Here is a 15,690-nt window from a genome sequence, read left to right on the forward strand (position 1 = left end):
GTCGTCGCTTTTCACCGGTGTAAACACACGCGATTACGCTGAACTCAGATCTCGAACTTGCCCGATGCAACGCGCACCGCATGGCCGCCGATGCGGGCCCGGGCGATTTCATTGTCCTTGATATCCATGCGCAGATGGATATGGGACGGTCTTCCCATCTCCACGCCCTGCTCTATCAGGAGCGGATGGTGGCCGTCGGTCAGGCCGTCGAAATGATGGATCGCGCCGGAAAGGGCAGCGGCGGCCGAGCCGGTGGCCGGGTCTTCCGCAATGCCCATATCGGGGGAGAACATGCGGGCATGGAACTTCGCCGCATGGTTGACGCCGCCACGACAGTAGACATAGGCCGCCGTCAACAGGCCTTCGACCAGCGGCGCGGTGCGCAGCCACAGGCTGGCGTCGAAATCCATGTCCCTGATGGCGGCGATATTGTGCATCGGCACCAGCAGGAAGGGTACGCCAGCCGTCCAGATCGACGGTACGTGATTCTCAAACCCGAGATGTCCTTCGCTGACGCCGAGTGCATCGGCGAGCGCGGCGTGATCGAGCGGCAGCTCGACGCGGGATGATCTACGCGGCAGGTCGAATTCCGCGAAGCTGACCGCGCCCGCGCGCATCTTTACCGCGCAGCGCACCGGCCCCACCTTCTCCTCCAGTACGCAGACCATATCGACGTCATCATCGCCCTCGCCGTGATTGCGCTCGGCAATGGCGACCGCCGCGCCGACGGTCGGATGGCCGGCAAAAGGCAATTCACCTGAAGGCGTGAAGATGCGCAGCGAAGCCGCATGCGCCGGATTGGTCGAGCGGTTGATGAAGACCGTCTCGGAAAGGTTCATTTCCCGCGCGATCGCCTGCATGGCGGTCTGGGGAAGATCATCGGCGTCATACATGACCGCCAGCGGATTTCCCGCCATTTTCGTCTCGGTAAAGACATCGTAGATATCGTAGTTCAACGCCACATCCGTCTCCTGCCACTCGTCATTCCGGCTGATTTGGCAAACTGCATCACGCCGCCGCGCATCGCAACCCTTGTCGGCAGCCGCAAATCAAGAAGCTGTGGACCGGAAGGGAGCAACCCTTCGCGAGGGAACGCCTGCTGGTCCGAAAGGCCTTGTCCCCGGACGCCGTCTTCATGTACCAAGGATGCGTCTGGCGGCTTGATATCACTCCCCTTGGGGAGGTTTGAAGATTTCGAGCCGCTTCAACGGGTTACAGCGCCTTGCGCCGTTGTCGAGGGAAGCGGATGTCGCATTCTACCTATTCACTGTCCTTCGTCGCCTCCGCAACCGAGGAGGCGCAGACGGCGCTGAAAGAGCTGAAAGGCATTTACGGCGATACGCCGTTCGAAGAGGCGGAGGTGATCGTCGCGCTCGGCGGCGACGGCTTCATGCTGCAGATCCTCAACGAGACGATGAATTCCGGCAAGCGGGTCTATGGCATGAACCGGGGATCCGTCGGCTTCCTGATGAATGACTACCGGGTGGAGGGCCTCATCGAGCGCATCGCGGTGGCGAGCGGCAACGATTTCCATCCCCTGCGCATGACGACGACGGATTCCGACGGCGATGAATTTACCGCCCTTGCCATGAATGAGGTCAGCCTGTTTCGCCAATCGCATCAGGCCGCCAAGCTGCGCGTGGAGGTGGACGGCAAGGTGCGGCTGGAGGAGCTGATCTGCGACGGCATGATGGTGGCGACGCCGGCAGGGTCGACAGCCTACAACTTCTCCGCCCATGGCCCCATCCTGCCGCTGGAATCGCCGCTGCTGGCGCTGACCCCCGTCAGCGCTTTCCGTCCGCGGCGCTGGCGCGGCGCGCTGTTGCCGAACAAGGTAACCGTCGACATTCATGTTCTGGAGCGCGACAAGCGCCCGGTGAACGCCGTGGCCGACCACACCGAGGTGAAATCCGTTCGTCACGTTCGGATTGCACAATCCCAGGACAGGACGGCGAGGATCCTTTCGGATCCGGACCGTTCATGGTCGGACAGGGTTCTCGCCGAACAGTTCAACAATTGAAGCCAAATTGCCATGCATGTGAAAAAATCGATCCTCGTTGCCCTTCTTCTCGCCGCCGCCGTGCTGCCTGCACGGGCGCAGACACAGGCGATCGATATGCTGCCGGTCTCCGCCATATTCGTCGTCAGCAGCGGCATGTGGGAAGACCGGAATCTCGAACCGGTGAAAGGCCCGGACGGGCAGCTGCGGCCGCCGCCTGCCTCGCCCACGCGTGGTTATTACAAGGTCATCGCAATCCGCCAGGGCGACGGCGCGGCAAAAATTTACCTGCAGCGCATCGCCTATACGGCGGATGGACCGAATCTTCTGGAAAATGTCGAGCTTGAAGAGTTCAACCAGATGAAATCCTATGTCACGGATATTCGTCCCGAGAGCTCCAACGGCGCATCCGCCTCACCCGGCCTCTTCGTCACCGTTTATCTGAAAACGGACCCGGTGGCCAAGGAAGCGGAAAGCTGGACGATCCTGATCGACGAGCTGGGTGAGATGAAGATCGAGAGAGCCTCGAACTGATCGGGACGGCGGGGAATGTCCGGCTCACCGCCATGTGTTCAGTTCATGCGGACCGGCCAGAACCGCGCCGAAATGATGTTTCCATAATCGTGCGCCAAGCTCTCCGCTGCGGTCGAGACTGGAGCCTATCGTCAGCCACGGCAAAAGCGTGGGATGCAGCCCCGCATCAAAAAGGGCAAAACCAGCGGCCAGCACGCAGGTATCAGCCTGAATGCCGCAGACCAGCACCCTGTCGAGTTTCAGCGACAGGAGATAGCTGACGACATCCCGGGGCGGCGCATAACCGTGCTTGATGAATACGCGATCTGCCGCAACAAGCGACTCGTCGTCCCTGCCCGGTTTCCAGCCGAGTTGCCGCTCAAAGGGCGTCACGCTTTCGTCATGGCGCTCGACGGTAGCGATGCTGGGCATCGTCAGGGCGAGTGCGGATATATCCGCCACCAGCGCAGCCGGCGGATTGAAGCTCGGCTGGACGTCGACGATATAGAGCGCCTGTTTCATGCTTGTCCTCCAACGAAAAACCCCTCGCAATGGGTTTGCGAGGGGCAACTTTCCAGTCAAGACGCGGAGCGTCCTAGTCGATATCCGCGACTTCCACATCCGCGCCGCCGCTGATGCGATGGGCGAGAGCGGCTTCCATGAATTCGTTCAGGTCGCCATCCAGCACGTTGCCGGGTGCGGTGCTTTCCACGCCGGTGCGCAGATCCTTGACCAGCTGGTAAGGCTGCAGAACGTAGGAACGGATCTGGTGACCCCAGCCGATATCGGTCTTGGATGCGGCCTGCGCATTGGCCGCCTCTTCCCGCTTCTGCAGCTCCACCTCGTAGAGGCGGGCGCGCAGCATGTCCCACGCCTTGGCGCGGTTCTTGTGCTGGGAACGCTCCTGCTGGCAGGCAACGGCAATACCGGTCGGAATATGCGTGATACGCACCGCCGAGTCGGTGGTGTTGACGTGCTGGCCGCCCGCGCCGGACGAACGATAGGTATCGATGCGGCAATCGCTCTCATTGATGTCGATCTGGATCGAATCGTCGACAACGGGGTAAACCCAGACGGAAGAGAAGGATGTGTGGCGACGCGCATTGCTGTCATAGGGCGAAATGCGAACGAGGCGATGCACGCCCGATTCCGTCTTCAGCCAGCCGAAGGCGTTGTGACCCTTGACGAGGATCGTCGCCGACTTGATGCCGGCCTCTTCGCCGTCGTGAACTTCGAGCACCTCGACCTTGAAACCTTCGCGGTCGGCCCAGCGGGTATACATGCGCAGCAGCATGTTCGCCCAGTCCTGGCTTTCGGTGCCGCCGGCGCCGGAATGCACTTCGAGATAGGTATCGTTGGTATCGGCTTCGCCTGACAGCATGGCTTCCACCTGACGGCGGTTCGCCTCGCTCTTCAACGCTTTCAATGCGTCTTCGGCGTCCTCGACGATCTCGTCATCGCCTTCCATCTCGCCGAGTTCGATCAGCTCGATATTGTCGCGGAGCTGCTGCTCGAGCGCCTTGACGCCATTGATGCTGTCATCCAGCTGCTGGCGTTCGCGCATCAGCTTCTGGGCTTCAGCGGCATCGTTCCAGAGGGTCGGGTCCTCTGCCTTGTTATTCAACCAGTCCAGTCGTCTTATCGCCTGGTCCCAGTCAAAGATGCCTCCTCAGCAGGCTTATGGCCTGCTTGATTTCGTCGACTACGTTCACGATTTCATTGCGCATTTCGCTGGTTCTTCACCTTCATTGAAACTCGTTGCTCAAATAAATGCGGGGGGCGCGGATGTAAAGACCCGCGCCCCCGCCAAACGTCAGGACTGATGTCAATAAAGACCGCCGCCACCGCCGGTGATGGCCTGCTGCGCCTGAGGCGAGGTCTTCAGAATGTCTTCCTGCGACATATACCCGTCATCGCCGATGACAGAGAAGGTGGAAGCCGGACCCGTGCCGGGCTTGAAGGCTTCCATGATGGTGTCAGGCTCGCCTTCGATGGCCGCCATGCCGGTCTTGCGGTTGACGGCGACGAAGTTCATGCCGGCAGGCACGATAAACTTGCTCTGTTCCATGTGCTTGGCCGCATCGGCGATGAATTCACCGAAGATCGGCGCCGACAGCGAACCGCCGGTGCCGCCGCGACCGAGCGGTGCGGGCGAATCGAAACCGATATAGAGGCCGGCAACCATGTCCGGCGTGTAACCGACGAACCAGGCGTCCTTTTCATCGTTGGTCGTGCCCGTCTTGCCGGCAACCGGCAGATCGACCTTGATCTTGCCCGCCGCCGTGCCGCGCTGCACGACGCCTTCCAGCATCGAGGTCGTCTGGTAGGCGGTCATCGGGTCGAGAACCTGTTCGCGATTGTCGACGATGACGGGCTCGTCCTGGTTCTGCCAGCTGCTCGCATTGCAGCCTTCACAGGCGCGCTCCTCATGGCGGAAGATCGTCTTGCCGTAACGGTCCTGAATACGGTCGATCAGCGTCGGCTTGATCTGCTTGCCGCCATTGGCGATGACCGAATAGGCCGAGACCATACGCATCACGGTCGTTTCACCAGAACCGAGCGACATGGACAGAAGCGGCGGCATCTTGTCGTAGATGCCGAAGCGTTCGGCATATTCCGCGACAAGGTTCATGCCCATGTCCTGCGCCAGGCGCACCGTCATAAGGTTACGGGATTTCTCGATGCCGAGACGCAGCGTCGAAGGACCGGCGGAACCGCCGCCGTAATTCTGCGGCTTCCAGACCTGATTGCCGGAGACGACCTCGATCGGCGCGTCGAGAATGACCGATGCCGGCGTATAGCCGTTATCGAGCGCCGCCGCGTAGATGAACGGCTTGAAGGAGGAGCCCGGCTGGCGCATCGCCTGCGTCGAGCGGTTGAATTCCGACTGCGCATAGGAGAAACCGCCGACCATGGCCAGAACACGGCCGGTATGCGGGTCCATCACCACCATGCCGCCCTGCACTTTCGGCGGCTGGCGCAGGCGGTATTCATTGCCGGAATTGGAAAGCGGCTGTGCATAGATCACATCGCCTGCCGCCACGACACCGACAGGCGACTTGGCGGTCGCCTTTTTGCCGGTCGCATCGCGGAAAGCCCAGCGCATGTTTTCAGCGGAGATATGGCCGCGCGTGCGCTTGTCGCCATCTTCCGTTTCCGTATCGGGCTGCACGCCGATGTCGACGCCATCGGCAGCGACGGCAAGGACGACGGCGACTTTCCATTCGGGAACGTCGCGCAGGCCCTTGACCTTGGCGAGCGCCGCCGTCCAGTCACCCGCAGTCTCGATCTTTTCGACGGGTCCGCGGAAACCGCGACGCTCATCATATTGCACCAGACCGTCCTGAAGCGCCTTGCGTGCTTCCATCTGGATCTGCGGATCAAAAGACGTACGGACAGAGAGCCCGCCTTCGAGAAGCGCTTCCTCGCCGTATTTCTCGACGATCTGGCGGCGGACTTCCTCGGCGAAATAATCGGACGCGAAGATATGCGCGCCGCCGCGACGCAGATTGACGCCAAGCGGCTGCTTTTTGGCGTCCGTGGCGTCGGCGACCGTGATGTAACCGTTTTCGGCCATGCGGTCGATCACCCAGTCGCGACGCTCAAGAGCCGCCTTTTCGCGACGGATCGGATGATAATTGGCCGGGCCCTTGGGCAGCGATGCGAGATAGGCGGTCTCCGCAATCGTCAGTTCCGTCACCGACTTGTTGAAATAGGTGAGCGCCGCACCGGCGATGCCGTAGGAATTCAGGCCGAAGAAAATCTCGTTGAGATAAAGTTCGAGGATCTTGTCCTTGGAATAGGTCTGCTCGATACGGAAGGAAAGGATGGCTTCCTTGAGCTTGCGGTCGATGGTCTGGTCGTTGGTGAGAAGGAAGTTCTTCGCCACCTGCTGGGTGATGGTGGAGGCGCCGACCGGACGGCGGCCGGAGCCGAGATTCTGGATATTGACGAGAATGGCGCGGCCGAGACCGAAGACATCCACACCCGGGTGGTTGTAGAAATTCTTGTCTTCCGCCGACAGGAAGGCGGCCTTCACCCGGTCGGGAATGGCCTGGATCGGCAGGAACAGGCGCTTTTCATGGGCATATTCCGCCATCAGCGCACCGTTGCCCGCGTGCACGCGGGTCGTCACCGGCGGTTCATACGTGCTCAGAACTGCGTAATCCGGCAGGTCCTTCGTCACGCCGTGCAGATAAATCGCACCGGCGGCGGCGGCGCACAGGAAGAGTACGCTGGCCAAGCCGAAAAAATATCCAATCAGTCTGATCATACCAAGCTACCGATAATTCGAATCGTAACCATCCACGCCCGACGAAATACGGGCGCATCTTTGCATATCGCGTGCCGTTTTGCACACCATACCTTCGATGACAAGCCGGATACGGCAGCATTCGCCGATATGTTACCGGGCCGCAGCCCCGCAATCGCGCTGCGAACGCTTGCGGATTGCCACCGAATCCGGTTTCCGAGTAACGCGGCGAATGTGAGTAAAATAGGGCTTCGCCTTGGTAATCGTCCGCAAGGCCCAAGAATTGAACAGCTTTTTCGGCGACTGGCGGCATGGCGGCAACAACATTGTCGCGCCGCCTATCCGCATTTCAGCCGCCATTCGCCATGGCCTTGGTGCGGTATTGTCCCACCGCCGCCGCCAGCCTGTCGGCGACCTTCTTGCGCCATTCGGCATCGAGAAGCAGTTTTTCGTCCTCCGCATTGGAAAGGAAACCGAGTTCCAGCAGCACGGAGGGCACGTCATGGGCGCGCAGCACCTGAAAACCGGCATAACGGTGCGGATTATTGATGAGGCCCACCTGCCCCTCGAAGGAGGAGACGATGTTTTCCGCCAGCGTCACCGAAAAGGCCTGGGTTTCGCGACGGGTGAAATCGAGAAGAATATCGGCAACTTCCGGCGGCTCGCTGGAAGCGGCGACGCCGGCGATCTGATCGGACTTGTTCTCGCGCTCCGCCAGTTCCTGCGCCTGCCGGTCGGATGCCCGGTCGGACAATGTATAGACTGTCGCACCGCGGATGCCTTTCTGCTTGAGAGTGTCGGCATGAACAGAGATGAACAGGTTGGAATTGTTCTGCCGGGCTATCGTCACCCGTTCGGATAGAGCGAGAAACGTATCGGCATCGCGGGTCAGAAACGCCTTGATGCCCGGCTCCCGGTTCAGCCGTTCCGCAAGTTCCCGCGCAAAGGCCAGCGTGATGATCTTTTCTTCCGTACCGGTTGCGCCACCCGTCGCCCCGGCGTCGATACCGCCATGGCCGGCATCGACCGCGATGACGAATTCCGCAGGACGCGATGTCTTGTCATCAGGCGTGATCGCGGCAGTCGTCACCGGGGCTGGCGCCTGCCATTGCTGATCTTTCACCAGTTCCGCGAACTTGCCCTTGGTGGTGATCTCCGTATCGAGCACAAAGCGGAAAGACTGGCCGTCCTCACCCCGCTTCGTTTCGGCAACCGCCACCTGAACCGACTTTTTCGCCGTCAGCACGATGCGGGCGCTGTTCTGGCCCATGCTGCCGAAGCGGATATCCGAAAAAAGGCCGGTCGGCTTGAGATCGGATGTCGGGAAGGCGAAATTTACCGCCGGAAAGTCCACGACGATGCGCGCCGGCGAATCGAGATAGTGAATGTCGAATTCCGGCTCCTCGGCAAAATCGAGTACAATGCGCGTACGCGCCTCATCGCCGATGATGCGCGCCTGATGGGCGACCAGCGGCTCCACGGCATGGGCTGCCGGCGCAACGGAAACAAGGGTGGCGACGAAAAATGCAAGAGCCGCCGAGGCCCGCGCGATTCGCGCGCCAAGCCGCCCTGCTCCGCCTGATATCGCTGCATTGCGCGTGAAATTCATGGCCTTCAAGAAATTCCGTATTTCAGTCATTTTCGATAATCAGCGCGGAAAAACGCCGGTAACGGTGCCGTTTCAACCACGCCGCACGATAGTTTGCGCATCTGCGCCCCACAATCGCAGGCCTTGGTGAACCAATTGTTAACCCGGAAATTCCACCAGTAATATGGCATATTTAGCCAGCCTATTGCTATTATGACAGAGAAAACATACAACACGGATGAGGGTTAAAAGTGTTGACGGGATAGATGCCCGCCGGCTGCCAATCGAAAAAGACGCTGGCGCTGCAAATCGGGCAATCATCTGCCGTCGTTACATTTATCCTGAAACTCGATCAATTCCGGCCGTGGCCGGAGACCTACCCGGTGGCGCTGCCACCGCCGCTCTGAGGAGAGCAAATTCATCGGACCCCAAGGGGTCTATATATTATTGTCGTTCCGCCTGGCCAATGATGTCGCAGCAGTTTTCACATGAACCGGATACCAGGAGCAGGCCAAGCGCCTCGCCGTCGGTCCGGATGCTGCCAGTTTACAGACGCCCGGCAGGAGACTTCATTTCCGGCACATCCTTGCACTCATATGAAAGGCCCGTCCCTATGGCGGGCCTGTTCTCGTATAAAACAAGGCTGCGCCGAGGAGCACAGCTTACATGGCAGACAAAATGCTTATCGACGCCTCCCACGAAGAGGAGACACGCGTAGTCGTTGTCCGTGGGAACCGGATCGAAGAATTCGATTTCGAATCGGAGCACAAGAAACAGATCCGCGGCAACATCTATCTTGCCAAGGTCACCCGCGTTGAGCCTTCCCTTCAGGCGGCCTTCGTCGATTACGGTGGAAACCGCCACGGCTTTCTCGCTTTTGCGGAAATCCATCCCGACTATTACCAGATTCCGCTCGCCGACCGTCAGGCCCTTCTGAAAGCGGAAGCCGAGGATCATCGCCGCAGCGACGATTTCGAATCCGCTGACGCACCCGAGCCCGGCGCCCCCATGATCGACCTTTCGCAGGTGGATCAGCCGGATGTCGGCATTGTTTCCGCCAGCGAAACCATTGAAACGGTTGTCGTTGAAGAGACTACAGCTGTCGCGGAAGAGGTTTCCGGGGAAGCGGCCGTCGAGGCCGTAGCCGAAGAAGCGGCCGCAGAGGAAGAAAAGCCGAAGAAGCGCACCCGCCGCCCCCGCGCCAAGAAGAAGACGGCCGAAGAAGAAGCCGCAGCGGCCGAGGCCGCCGAAGCATCTTCCGAGGACGACGGCAGCACCGGCGGCGAAATGGCCGCGATGGTCGATACCGACACGATTTCCGAGGAAGTCGAGGGTCTTCGCCGCGGCAATGACGATGATGACGACGACGATGACGACCATCACGAAAAGGAAGTGATCGAATCCGTCGGCGCCGAAGACGCCATGGAAGAGGTTCCGGACCGCGTCGCCCGCAAGCCGCGCAAGCAGTATCGCATCCAGGAAGTCATCAAGCGCCGCCAGATTCTTCTGGTGCAGGTCGCCAAGGAAGAACGCGGCAACAAGGGCGCGGCGCTGACCACCTATCTGTCGCTTGCCGGCCGTTATTCCGTGCTGATGCCGAACACGGCGCGCGGCGGTGGCATTTCCCGCAAGATCACCCAGCCGACCGACCGCAAGCGCCTGAAGGAAATCGCGCGCGATCTGGAGGTTCCGCAGGGCATGGGCGTCATTCTGCGTACCGCAGGCGCCAACCGCACCCGCGTCGAAATCAAGCGCGACTTCGAATATCTGATGCGCCTGTGGGAAAATGTCCGCACGCTGACGCTGAATTCCACGGCACCCTGCCTCGTTTACGAGGAAGGCTCGCTGATCAAGCGCTCGATCCGCGATCTCTACAACAAGGATATCGGCGAGATCATCGTTTCCGGCGAGGAAGGCTATCGTGAAGCCAAAGACTTCATGAAGATGCTGATGCCGAGCCACGCCAAGGTGGTTCAGCCTTACCGCGACATTCACCCGATCTTCTCGCGCTCCGGTATCGAAGCCCAGCTCGACCGGATGCTGCAGCCGCAGGTAACGCTGAAGTCTGGCGGTTACCTCATCATCAACCAGACGGAAGCGCTGGTTTCGATTGACGTCAACTCCGGCCGTTCGACGCGCGAACATTCCATCGAGGAAACCGCGCTGACGACCAACCTCGAGGCGGCGGAAGAAGTGGCGCGCCAGCTGCGCCTGCGCGACCTTGCCGGTCTTGTCGTCATCGACTTCATCGACATGGAAGAAAAGCGCAACAACCGCGCTGTCGAGAAGAAGCTCAAGGATTGCCTGAAGAACGACCGTGCGCGCATCCAGGTCGGCCGCATCTCGCATTTCGGCCTTCTGGAAATGTCGCGCCAGCGTATCCGCGCTTCGGTGCTGGAATCGACCACACAGGTCTGCCAGCATTGCGGCGGCACGGGTCACGTCCGCTCGGAATCCTCCATCGCGCTGCATGTGCTGCGCGGTATCGAGGAATATCTGCTGCGCAACACCACGCACAACATCACCGTGCGCACCACGCCGGAAACGGCGCTTTACCTGCTCAACCACAAGCGCGGCACGATTGTCGATTATGAAGGCCGCTTCGGTGTATCGATCATCATTGCCGCCGATTCCGGCGTCGGTGCGCAGCATTTCGCCATCGATCGCGGTGAAGCCGTCGAAAATCCGGTGAAGATCGAAAGCCTCATCCAGATGCTGCCGAACTTCGTGGAAGAGGAAGACGATTTCGTCGCTGAAGTCGAAGAGGACGAAGACGAGGAAGAAATCGTCAAGGCAGAGGGCGCCCAACCACGCCAGCAGCCGCAGGGCGAGAACGGCGAGGAAGGCAAGCGCAAGCGCAAGCGCCGCCGCCGCCGTCGCGGCAAGGGTGGCCAGGGCGACCAGAACGGTGCGCTCGACGCCCAGTCCGGCGATGCGGAAGGCGACGATGCCGAAGGTGACGACGATGGCGTCGAAGCCGATGAGGCCGATGCTGAAAACGAAAACGGCGCAGCGGAAGCAGCAACGTCCGATGAGGATGGCAAGCGCAAGCGCCGCCGCCGCGGCAAACGGGGCGGTCGCCGCAACCGCACCGAGGACGAAGCCCTTGATGCGGCCGAATCCGACTCTGACGGCGAAGAGGGCGAAGAGCAGGCTGCCGCTGCATCCGTGACGGAAGAACCGACTGCTGCGGAAGTGGTGGAAGGTGCTGTTGCCGAGGTCGCAGAAGAGGCCGCGCCTAAAAAGCCACGCCGCACCCGCAAGGCAAAGGCCAAGACTGAAACCGAGGAAACGCCGAAGGTCGAAGCCGTGGAACCGGTGGAACCGGTGATCGTCGAGGAAACCGTCGCCGAGGTCGCGGTTGAAGAAGCTGGTGAGGCTTCGGCCGATCTGGCTTCGGAAGCGGAAGCACCGGCCACGGAAGAAAAAGTCCGCGCGAACCGGGGCAGCAATGTCTCCAGTTCGGAGCCGGTGGTGACCTCGTCTTCGCAGAACCCCGACGGCGACGAACCCAAACCCCGCAAGGGCGGCTGGTGGCAGCGCAAAGGCTTCTTCTGAGAGAAGCCGCACCTTGGATAAAAGACGCCCGCAACGATGTTGCGGGCGTTTTGTTTTATCGGTGCAAAGAACGGGCGTTGAGCGCTTACATTTCCTCTGCGCTTGTCACAGGATTCCGGTCGACGCGCATCCGCGCGGGGGAGAGTCCTTTCAGCCCAAGGAGACGTGGGCTGGTTCGATCCCTGTGACAAGCACAGGGATGAGGAACGGGAAAGGCCAACCCGTCAAACAGACCGCGTCAACCCACCATCAACGCGGATATTCTGACCGGTAATATACCCGGCCCCCTCAGATGCGAGAAATGCCACGGTGGCGGCGATTTCCTCGCTCTTGCCGTAACGCTGCATCGGCACGCTCTCGCGGCGTTCCTCCGTCGCCGGCAGGCTGTCGATCCAGCCGGGCAGGACATTGTTCATGCGCACATTGTCGGCCGCATAGGTATCGGCGAAAATCTTGGTGTAGGAGGCGAGGCCGGCGCGAAACACGGCCGACGTCGGGAACATGCTGCTCGGTTCGAAAGCCCAGGCGGTCGAGATATTGACGATGGCGCCCGCCCTCTGTTTCACCATGACCGGGGCGACGATCCGTGTCGGGCGGATGACGTTCATGAGGTAGACATCGAGGCCGGTGTGCCATTGCTCGTCGGTAATATCGAGAATGGAGGCACGCGGGCCATGGCCGGCGCTGTTCACCAGCACGTCGATGCGGCCGAATTTTTCTAGCGTCAGATCCGTGAGCCGCTGGAGATCGTCATTGGACTGGTTGGAGCCGGTGACGCCGATGCCGCCCAGTTCCCGCGCCAGCGCCTCCCCCTTGCCGGAAGACGACAGGATCGCGAGCTTGTAGCCATCCGCGGCCAGACGTTTCGCCACGGCCGCCCCCATGCCGCTGCCGCCTGCCGTTACAATCGCTACTTTTTCTGCCGACATCGCTTTTCTCCTTGTCCAATCCTAAGGGTGTCCCGCACCACATTGGCCCATCTATAACGGGTTTCAAAGATGAGTTCGAACCAGAAAGCCTTGCAGCGGCATGCAGAAAAACTGATGCTGGAAATATCAGCCTAAGCTGTTCCCTCTGCCGGATGGGCTTTCCGGCTGTCGACTGGCGCTTCCTCCCGTTCCTCCAGGCCATAGTCGCGGATCACCTGCGCGATACGCAGCCGGTAATCGGAAAAAACACCGGACCGGCCCAGCGACTGCGCAGCGCGATGCGGCAGGGTGTTGCGCCATGCCCTCACCGCCTCCTCATCCCGGAAGAAGGACAGCGAGAGCATCTTGTCCGGATTGCCGATGCTTTGAAACCGCTCGACGGATAGGAAGCCGTCGATGGTTTCCAGCTCAGCCCGCAGGCCTGCCGCGATGTCGAGATAATGCTGCTTCTCGCCTTCAGCCGGCCAGACCTCGAAAATGACGGCGATCATTGTCCGCCTCCGGCGTGCTGAGCGGAGGCGAGACGCAGGAAAAGCCGGTCCTCTCGGCGGATGAACTGTTCGCGGCGGGCGAATTCGTAATTTTCCCGCCCCGCAGGATCGGCGGCGAGCCTTGTCCTGTAGGCTTCGTAAGCGGCGAGATTTTCGATGTTGTAGACACCGTAGGCAATGGTGCTCGATCCCTCCTTCGGCGCATAATAACCAATCAGATCGGCCCCGCAGCGCGGTATCGCCTCACCCCATGTCCGGGCATATCGTTCGAAGGCGTCAACCCTGAAAGGATCGATCTCGTAGCGGATGAAACAGGTCAGCATCGTTTGTCTCCTCGTATTTTGCCTTTCTCATTTACGCTATTGCCTTGCATCAATGCTTCGGCTACCATCGAAGCATGAAAGACGGACCCCTGATCGCCAATGTCGCCGCACTGATCGGCGACCCTGCCCGCGCCAACATCCTGACGGCGCTGATGGACGGACGCGCGCTGACCGCAAGCGAGCTTGCCGAAGCCGCCGGCGTGACCCTGCAGACCGCCAGTGGGCATCTGTCGAAGCTCTCCGAGGCGCAGCTCCTGAAAGCGGAAAAACAGGGCCGCCACCGCTATTTCCGTCTTTCCGACGAGGATGTGGCGCATGTTCTGGAAGCGCTTATGGGTCTTGCCCAGCGCACGGGCGCGGTCCGCGTCCGCACGGGACCGAAGGACAAGGCGCTGCGGGAAGCGCGCATCTGCTACGATCATCTGGCCGGGGAAAGCGGCGTGGCGCTGCTTGCCGGCATCACCGCAAAAGGGCTCGTGACGTTAGGTGATGATCCTGCCCTGACGGAGAGCGGACGCGACTTCTTCTCGAACTTCGGCATCGACCTTTCGCCGCTCGAAAAAGCCCGACGCCCGGTCTGCCTGCATTGCCTCGACTGGAGCGAACGCCGCCATCATCTCGGCGGCGGGCTTGGCGCATCGCTGCTTCAAGCCATGCAGCAGCGCGACTGGCTGCGGCGCGGAAACGGCCGTGTGCTGACCTTCACTGCCAAGGGCGAAAAGGCATTTAACAGCACTTTCAGCTGCGCACCCGCCTGATCCTCCATGTGGGCAGGAGAGCCGGCGGCTTATTTCAGCCAGCCGGCAATACGTCCAACGGCCTCGGCAATGTCAGACACGGAACCCGCATAGGAAATACGCAGCGCCCTGTGGCCTTCCTCGGGATCGAAATCCATGCCGGGCGTTGCCGCCACATCGATTTCCGCCAGCATGCGCCTGGCAAAATCCATACTGTCATTGGAAAAACGGCTGGTATCGACATAGGCGTAAAAAGCGCCATCCATCGGGGATGCCAGCGGCAGGCCGATCTCCGGCAGACGCGCCATCAGGAAATCACGGTTGGTGCGATAGCTTTCCCGGTAGACATCCAGCTCCTCCGCCGCCGAAAAGGCCGCCGTCGCCGCCAGCTGTGACAGTTCCGGCGCGGAAATATAGAGGCTCTGGGCCAGGCACTCGACCGGACGGACCAGATTTTCAGGCAGCACCATCCAGCCGATGCGCCAGCCGGTCATGCAATAATATTTGGAGAAGGAATTGATGATCACGGCACTATCGGTGATTTCGAGCGCGCTCGTCTCTTCGCCGACAAAGGTAAGGCCGTGATAGATCTCATCGGAAATGAAAGCCATGTCGCGGCTTTCGCAATAGCTCGCCAGCCGCTTCAGCGCCTCACGGCCGGTAACGGTGCCAGTCGGATTGGCCGGGCTTGCCAGCAACACGCCCTTCAGCTTGCAGCCGGCCTTTGTCTCCGCCCTCTCCAGACTTGCCGGCGTCAGCGTATAGCCGGTTTCGGCGGTGACCGGCACTTCCACGACATTGAGGCCGAGCGCCTTCAGAATGTTGCGATAGGCCGGATAGCCGGGCCTTGCGATGGCGACATGGTCACCCGCATCGAAAAGGCTGAGGAAGGCAAGATTGAAGGCCGCAGACGAACCGGTAGTCACTGCGATGCGGGCCGGATCGATGGCGACCTGGTGACGCAGCCGGTAGTGACCGGCAATCGCCTCGCGCAGCTCACGCAGGCCAAGCGCATCGGTATAACCGATCCGCCCGTGTTTCAGCGCCGCCTCAGCCGCCGCAAGCGAGGCTTTCGGTGCGGGATGGGAGGGTTGCCCGACCGCCATGGAAATGACGGGGCGGCCCGCCTGCCTGCGCCTGTTCGCTTCCGCCAGAATATCCATGGCGTGAAAGGGTTCGACTGCGCTCCGCTTCGACATCGTAATCAAGGGCATGCTCTTTCCTGAACCGTATTTCAGAGACTTGCCGCAGAATCACAATCTTCACAATCATGCGACCATAATGCGGACAAGTATTTTTG

At 60.7% G+C, this 15,690-nt stretch carries 13 protein-coding genes; 4 read left to right on the forward strand and 9 right to left on the reverse strand.

Annotated features, from left to right (window positions below):
* Nucleotides 1-44: 44 nt before the first annotated feature.
* Nucleotides 45-962: a PhzF family phenazine biosynthesis protein gene (locus N5D22_RS12480; protein ID WP_279655293.1), complete on the reverse strand. Its 918-nt coding sequence runs from the start codon at nt 960-962 to the stop codon at nt 45-47.
* Nucleotides 963-1,246: 284 nt separating this feature from the next.
* Here N5D22_RS12480 and N5D22_RS12485 point away from each other — a divergent pair, with 284 nt between their 5' ends.
* Nucleotides 1,247-2,020: an NAD kinase gene (locus N5D22_RS12485; protein WP_279655294.1), complete on the forward strand. Its 774-nt coding sequence runs from the start codon at nt 1,247-1,249 to the stop codon at nt 2,018-2,020.
* A 12-nt stretch (nt 2,021-2,032) separates the two neighbouring features.
* Nucleotides 2,033-2,533 carry a hypothetical protein gene (locus N5D22_RS12490; protein WP_279655295.1) on the forward strand — a complete coding sequence of 167 codons (501 nt, stop codon included), beginning with the start codon at nt 2,033-2,035 and terminating at the stop codon, nt 2,531-2,533.
* A 24-nt stretch (nt 2,534-2,557) separates the two neighbouring features.
* Here N5D22_RS12490 and N5D22_RS12495 read toward each other — a convergent pair whose 3' ends face one another.
* The 4 genes from N5D22_RS12495 to N5D22_RS12510 form a co-directional block, all read right to left on the reverse strand.
* Nucleotides 2,558-3,034, reverse strand: a complete 477-nt coding sequence (locus tag N5D22_RS12495) for a cysteine hydrolase family protein (protein WP_279655296.1) — start codon at nt 3,032-3,034, stop codon at nt 2,558-2,560.
* A gap of 73 nt (nt 3,035-3,107) precedes the next feature.
* Nucleotides 3,108-4,239, reverse strand: a protein-coding gene (gene prfB / locus N5D22_RS12500) for a peptide chain release factor 2 (protein WP_279655298.1) whose coding sequence is annotated in 2 segments (ribosomal slippage) — nt 3,108-4,169 and nt 4,171-4,239 — 1,131 coding nt in all. Because the reading frame shifts where the segments join, the coding sequence is not laid out codon by codon here.
* A gap of 98 nt (nt 4,240-4,337) precedes the next feature.
* A complete protein-coding gene (locus N5D22_RS12505; RefSeq protein WP_279655299.1) occupies nt 4,338-6,785 on the reverse strand; it encodes a penicillin-binding protein 1A in 2,448 nt (815 codons plus the stop codon).
* Nucleotides 6,786-7,113: 328 nt separating this feature from the next.
* On the reverse strand, nt 7,114-8,373 hold the full coding sequence (locus N5D22_RS12510) for an N-acetylmuramoyl-L-alanine amidase (protein ID WP_279655300.1): 1,260 nt from the start codon (nt 8,371-8,373) through the stop codon (nt 7,114-7,116).
* A 645-nt stretch (nt 8,374-9,018) separates the two neighbouring features.
* Between N5D22_RS12510 and N5D22_RS12515 the strand changes: the two genes are divergently transcribed.
* Complete coding sequence (locus N5D22_RS12515; RefSeq protein ID WP_279655301.1) at nt 9,019-11,910, forward strand: ribonuclease E/G; 2,892 nt, start codon at nt 9,019-9,021, stop codon at nt 11,908-11,910.
* A gap of 224 nt (nt 11,911-12,134) precedes the next feature.
* Here the strand turns inward: N5D22_RS12515 and N5D22_RS12520 are convergent, their stop codons facing one another.
* From N5D22_RS12520 to N5D22_RS12530, 3 genes are all read right to left on the reverse strand, one after another.
* Nucleotides 12,135-12,839, reverse strand: a complete 705-nt coding sequence (locus tag N5D22_RS12520; protein WP_279655302.1) for an SDR family oxidoreductase — start codon at nt 12,837-12,839, stop codon at nt 12,135-12,137.
* A 131-nt stretch (nt 12,840-12,970) separates the two neighbouring features.
* On the reverse strand, nt 12,971-13,330 hold the full coding sequence (locus tag N5D22_RS12525; protein ID WP_279655303.1) for an antibiotic biosynthesis monooxygenase: 360 nt from the start codon (nt 13,328-13,330) through the stop codon (nt 12,971-12,973).
* Nucleotides 13,327-13,653: an NIPSNAP family protein gene (locus tag N5D22_RS12530; RefSeq protein ID WP_279655304.1), complete on the reverse strand. Its 327-nt coding sequence runs from the start codon at nt 13,651-13,653 to the stop codon at nt 13,327-13,329. Before N5D22_RS12530 ends, N5D22_RS12525 begins: the two co-directional genes overlap by 4 nt.
* 74 nt (nt 13,654-13,727) lie before the next feature.
* On the opposite strand from N5D22_RS12530, the gene N5D22_RS12535 reads away from it, so the two are divergent.
* Nucleotides 13,728-14,411, forward strand: a complete 684-nt coding sequence (locus N5D22_RS12535; RefSeq protein ID WP_279655305.1) for a winged helix-turn-helix domain-containing protein — start codon at nt 13,728-13,730, stop codon at nt 14,409-14,411.
* 29 nt (nt 14,412-14,440) lie between these two features.
* Here N5D22_RS12535 and N5D22_RS12540 read toward each other — a convergent pair whose 3' ends face one another.
* Entirely contained in the window at nt 14,441-15,598 is a 1,158-nt protein-coding gene (locus tag N5D22_RS12540; protein ID WP_279655518.1) for an aminotransferase class I/II-fold pyridoxal phosphate-dependent enzyme, read from the reverse strand.
* Nucleotides 15,599-15,690: the final 92 nt, after the last annotated feature.

Origin of the sequence: Agrobacterium sp. GD03872 (genome assembly GCF_029840625.1) — a bacterium.
GTDB classification, from domain to species: Bacteria; Pseudomonadota; Alphaproteobacteria; order Rhizobiales; family Rhizobiaceae; genus Agrobacterium; species Agrobacterium fabrum_A.

Coding starts and splice junctions, on each gene's coding strand:
- N5D22_RS12485 (WP_279655294.1), top strand. CDS start 1,247: ATGTCGCATTCTACCTATTCACTGTCCTTCGTCGCCTCCGCAACCGAG.
- N5D22_RS12490 (WP_279655295.1), top strand. CDS start 2,033: ATGCATGTGAAAAAATCGATCCTCGTTGCCCTTCTTCTCGCCGCCGCC.
- N5D22_RS12495 (WP_279655296.1), bottom strand. CDS start 3,034: ATGAAACAGGCGCTCTATATCGTCGACGTCCAGCCGAGCTTCAATCCG.
- N5D22_RS12505 (WP_279655299.1), bottom strand. CDS start 6,785: ATGATCAGACTGATTGGATATTTTTTCGGCTTGGCCAGCGTACTCTTC.
- N5D22_RS12510 (WP_279655300.1), bottom strand. CDS start 8,373: ATGAATTTCACGCGCAATGCAGCGATATCAGGCGGAGCAGGGCGGCTT.
- N5D22_RS12515 (WP_279655301.1), top strand. CDS start 9,019: ATGGCAGACAAAATGCTTATCGACGCCTCCCACGAAGAGGAGACACGC.
- N5D22_RS12520 (WP_279655302.1), bottom strand. CDS start 12,839: ATGTCGGCAGAAAAAGTAGCGATTGTAACGGCAGGCGGCAGCGGCATG.
- N5D22_RS12525 (WP_279655303.1), bottom strand. CDS start 13,330: ATGATCGCCGTCATTTTCGAGGTCTGGCCGGCTGAAGGCGAGAAGCAG.
- N5D22_RS12530 (WP_279655304.1), bottom strand. CDS start 13,653: ATGCTGACCTGTTTCATCCGCTACGAGATCGATCCTTTCAGGGTTGAC.
- N5D22_RS12535 (WP_279655305.1), top strand. CDS start 13,728: ATGAAAGACGGACCCCTGATCGCCAATGTCGCCGCACTGATCGGCGAC.